The sequence below is a fragment of the Streptomyces sp. SID14478 genome (assembly GCF_010548525.1).
In the GTDB taxonomy this organism is placed as follows: domain Bacteria; phylum Actinomycetota; class Actinomycetes; order Streptomycetales; family Streptomycetaceae; genus Streptomyces.
This window is the reverse complement of the sequence record NZ_JAAGMG010000444.1, coordinates 1-4,233: the sequence shown is the minus strand read 5'-3', so window position 1 is coordinate 4,233 and position 4,233 is coordinate 1. Positions and strand designations below refer to the sequence as shown.

3 protein-coding genes and 2 pseudogenes are annotated in these 4,233 nt (G+C 73.1%); 3 read left to right on the top strand and 2 right to left on the bottom strand.

The window, feature by feature from the left end; translation table 11 throughout:
- Together G3I40_RS15050 and G3I40_RS15045 are read right to left on the bottom strand one after the other, a co-directional pair.
- Nucleotides 1-263: pseudogene (locus G3I40_RS15050) on the bottom strand (hypothetical protein); the annotation flags it as partial.
- A gap of 155 nt (nt 264-418) precedes the next feature.
- On the bottom strand, nt 419-1,807 hold the full coding sequence (locus G3I40_RS15045) for a transcriptional regulator (RefSeq protein WP_164302678.1): 1,389 nt from the start codon (nt 1,805-1,807) through the stop codon (nt 419-421).
- Nucleotides 1,808-2,080: 273 nt separating this feature from the next.
- Here G3I40_RS15045 and G3I40_RS15040 point away from each other — a divergent pair, with 273 nt between their 5' ends.
- The 3 genes and pseudogenes from G3I40_RS15040 to G3I40_RS15030 form a co-directional block, all read left to right on the top strand.
- Nucleotides 2,081-2,767 carry a bifunctional DNA primase/polymerase gene (locus G3I40_RS15040; RefSeq protein WP_164302677.1) on the top strand — a complete coding sequence of 229 codons (687 nt, stop codon included), beginning with the start codon at nt 2,081-2,083 and terminating at the stop codon, nt 2,765-2,767.
- Between the two features lie 78 nt (nt 2,768-2,845).
- Nucleotides 2,846-3,619, top strand: a complete 774-nt coding sequence (locus G3I40_RS15035; RefSeq protein ID WP_164302679.1) for an ABC transporter ATP-binding protein — start codon at nt 2,846-2,848, stop codon at nt 3,617-3,619.
- Nucleotides 3,616-4,233 (top strand): annotated as a pseudogene (locus G3I40_RS15030) (transporter); the annotation flags it as partial. The gene G3I40_RS15035 and the pseudogene G3I40_RS15030, both read left to right, overlap by 4 nt.

The window sequence follows — 4,233 nt, the reverse complement described above, 5'->3', positions numbered from 1 at the left end:
GGCAGCGCCTGGGGCTGCGGCTGCTGCGGGACAGCGGCCGGCCGGCCCCACTCGTACGTCGGCATCGGCCCCGCGGCCTGTGCCTGCTGGGACTCGGGGCCCCACGGCTGGCCCCACGGGCCGGCGCCCGCGGGTCCTGCCTGGTCGCCGAACGTACCCGGCAACAGGGGCTCTCCGCCGTCGGCGGGCAGCACGACGCCCTCGCGCGCCTGCCGTGCCGCCGGGAGGTGCGGATCTTCTCCCTGTCCGCTCTGCTGCGTCACCGGGACTCCTACGAATGGGGGGACCTTCGGAACCGTCGGCTCACGCTACCGGGTCCTCGCACGCGCTTGCTACGCACCTCAAATCCGGGGAGCCTCCCCCGTGACGGGAGTAACAAAACAAGCCGCCCGGGCGCTGTTAACGCGAGGGGCCCGTTCTACGCGGCCTGCAACTCCACCCGCGCCCCGAACTCCCGCACCACAGGCTCCTCCCGGAACGGTTCGAGCCGCTCCCTGAAGTCCTCCAGATACTCCGCGCCCCGGTTGGACCGCAGCGTGCCGAGCAGCTCCACGGCCCGGTATCCCGTGTGGCAGGCCTGCTCCACCTCGCGCTGCTGCACCTGCGCGGTGGCAAGGAGCACCAGACCGATCGCGCGGCGCCGGGCCCGCGACTGCGGATGTCCGTCGAGCGACTCCTGCGCACAGCGCGCCGCGTCCCTCGCCTGCCCCAAGTCGCGGTGGCAGTGCGCCAGTTCGTCGGCCAGGTACGCGGGGTCGAAATGGCTGATCCAGACCGGGTCGTCACCGGACTCGGCCCGCCCCTCGGCCCGCTCCATCGCGAGCACCGCCTTGCCGGAGGCGGCCTGCGCGGAGCGGGCGTCGCCGAGAAGGGCGTGACCGCGCGCCTCGGCGGCGTGGAACATCGCCTCCGCACGCGGCGTCACGCGTCCGCGCGAACCCTCCTGCGCCGCACGCGCCAACTGCGCGATCTCCCGCGGATTGCCGAGCTGCGCCGCCAAGTGGCTCATGGACGCGGCCAGTACGTACCCGCCGTAGCCGCGGTCCCCGGCGGCCTGGGCGAGGCGCAGCGCCTGGATGTAGTAGCGCTGGGCGAGGCCCGGCTGCCCGGTGTCGACCGCCATGTATCCGGCGAGCTCCGTCAACCGGGCGACGGCGGCGAACAGTTCGCGCCCCACCGCCTCCCGGTACGAACCGGCGAGCAGCCCGCTCACCACGCTGTTCAGGTAGTGCACGACCACCGGGCGCACGTGCCCGCTGCCGTACTGGTGGTCCAGTTGCTTCAGCGCGTCCGTCATCGCCCGCACCGCCGCCACGTCCGAGGGGCCCACCCGCGGCCCCGCGGTCCGTCCGACCTGCGAGTCCGGCACGGAGATCAGCCAGTCGCGGCTGGGCTCGACGAGCGCCGACGACGCGACGGAGGACCCGGACAGGAAGTCCCTGCGCCCCACGTCGCTGCGCCACAGCTCACACACCTGCTCGATGGCGCCGAGCACGGTCGGCGAGAACTGCAGCCCGACGCCGGACGCCAGGTTCTTGCCGTTGGCCATGCCGATCTCGTCGATCGTCACGGTGCGGCCGAGCTTGCGGCCGAGCGCCTCGGCGATGATCCCGGGTGCCCGGCCGCGCGGCTGCTGCCCGCGCAGCCAGCGCGCCACCGACGTCTTGTCGTAGCGCAGATCGAGTCCGTGCTCCGCTCCGCACATGTTGACCCGGCGTGCGAGCCCTGCGTTCGAGCAGCCCGCTTCCTGGATGAGCGCCTGCAACCGTTCGTTGGGCTGTCGCGCGACGAGTGGCCGTGCGGCCATGGCGTACCCCCTGCTGTGCCCGTCCGGGTGGTCGATGGGATCAATGCCCTGCAGACAAAAGGAAGATGCAACACAAACGGGTACGGAATACATGTCCGGTATCCCGCCCCCGCCCGTCCCCCTCGTCCACAGAGGTGGCTACCCGCGCCCCGCTGCCGCTGCCCGTGCGCGCCCCCGCCCATGCACCCATGCGCCCCACGTGCGGGAACCGTGCTCCGATCCCCCGCGCGCGTGCGCCCGTAACCCCTGATGGTGGCGGGAGTTGAGAACGTCGTGGAAGAGACCATCGCAGGCACCTCGGACGTCACCTCGCCGCTCACCGCTGCCGGACAGATCCCCCAGCAGCGCGGCGAATCCCTCCTCGACACGGCCGTGCGCTACGCGGAAGAGCGGCACTGGGACGTGTTCCCCGGCACCTGGCTGGAGTTCGACGAGGGCGTCCAGCGCTGCTCGTGCGGCGAGCGCCGGTGCGCGGCACCCGGCGCCCACCCCGCGCGCCCCGACTGGGCGACGCAGGCGACCGGCAGCGCGACCGTGGCCCGCCGCGTGTGGTCGAAGCAGCCCACGTCGTCGATCCTCCTCCCCACCGGCCGCACCTTCGATGCGATCGACGTGCCGGAGACCGCCGGGTTCCTCGCGCTCGCCCGCATGGAGCGCATGGAGCTCACGCTCGGCCCCGTCACCTGCACCCCCGACCGCCGCATGCAGTTCTTCGTGCTGCCCGGCGCGACCCTGAAGGTCCCCGACCTCGTCCGCAAGCTGGGCTGGCCCCCGGCCTCCCTCGACCTCGTCACGCTCGGCGAGGGCGGCTACGTGGCCGCGCCGCCCACCCGCTTCGGCAGCCAGGGCGCCGTCCAGTGGGCCTGCCGTCCCACCGCCGCGAACCGCTGGCTGCCCGACGCCGAGGAACTGATCTCGCCGCTGGCCTACGCCTGCGGGCGCGAGGGCCGCCGCCCGTAGCGCCTCCTGGGGCGCGGGCCCGGGCCGACGTAGGGTGCCGCCCACGGACCGACGAAGGGGCGAGCCCAGTTGACCTCGATCGACGAGACAGCAGCCGTACGCGTACACGACCTCTGGAAGTCCTTCGGGCAGCAGACCGCGGTGGCCGGCATCGAACTCACCCTGCCCGCGGGCAAGTTCATCGGCCTCGTCGGCCCGAACGGGGCGGGCAAGACCACCACCCTCTCCATGGTCACCGGTCTGCTCCGCCCCGATCGCGGCACCGTGCACGTGGTCGGCCACGACGTCTGGGCCGACCCGGCCGAGGTCAAGGCCCGCATCGGCGTCCTGCCCGAGGGACTACGCCTCTTCGAGCGCCTCTCGGGCCGCGAACTCCTCGCGTACACGGGCAGGTTGCGCGGCCTGCCCGGTGCGGAGGTCGACGAGCGCGCCGCCCAGCTCCTGGACGTGCTCGACCTCTCCTCCGCCCAGCACAAACTGGTCGTCGACTACTCGACCGGCATGCGCAAGAAGATCGGCCTCGCCGCGGCCCTGCTGCACAATCCCGAAGTCCTGTTCCTGGACGAGCCGTTCGAAGGCGTCGACCCGGTGTCCGCGCAGACCATCAGGGGCGTCCTGGAGCGCTACACCCGCTCGGGCGCCACGGTCGTCTTCTCCTCGCACGTCATGGAACTGGTGGAATCGCTGTGCGACTGGGTCGCGGTGATGGCAGCGGGCCGCATCCGCGCGCAGGGCCCGCTGGCCGAGGTGAAGGGCGACGCGGCGTCGCTGCAGCAGGCGTTCCTGGAACTGGTCGGGGCGAACGGACGGGACGGCGGCGGCTCCCTCGACTGGCTGGGCGGCGGACGATGACCCCGACCCGCCTCACCCCCGCCGCCTCCGTCACCCCGGTTCTCGTACGCCTCAAACTGACGCTGCTGCGCAACGGCCTGCGCCAGTCCGCCGGGCGGCGCGTCGCCTACATCGCCTCGGTGGCCGTGGTCCTCCTGATCGCGGCGCTCCAACTGCTCGGCCTGGTCCTCCTGCACGGCAACGCCCACGCCGCCACCGTCGGCGTCGTCCTCACCACCCTGCTCGCGCTCGGCTGGGCCGTGCTCCCGCTCTTCTTCCCCAGCGGCGACGAGACCCTCGACCCGACCCGCCTCGTGATGCTGCCGCTGCGCCCCGACCCCCTGGTCCGGGGCCTGCTCGTGTCCTCGCTCGTCGGCATCGGACCGCTCTTCACGCTCTGCCTGGCGCTCGGCGCGGGCTACGCCGTCGCGCACGGGCCGGCCGCCACGGCCGTCGCCGTCGTCGCCGTCCCCCTCGCCGTCCTGACCTGCGTCGCCCTGGCCCGGGCTGTCGCCGCCGCCAACATCCGGCTGCTCACCAGCCGCAAGGGCCGCGACCTCGCCGTGCTCAGCGGCCTCGTCGTCGCGATCGGTGCCCAGCTCGTCAACTTCGGTGCGCAGCGCCTCGGTTCGGCG

Coding starts and splice junctions, on each gene's coding strand:
- G3I40_RS15045 (WP_164302678.1), bottom strand. CDS start 1,807: ATGGCCGCACGGCCACTCGTCGCGCGACAGCCCAACGAACGGTTGCAG.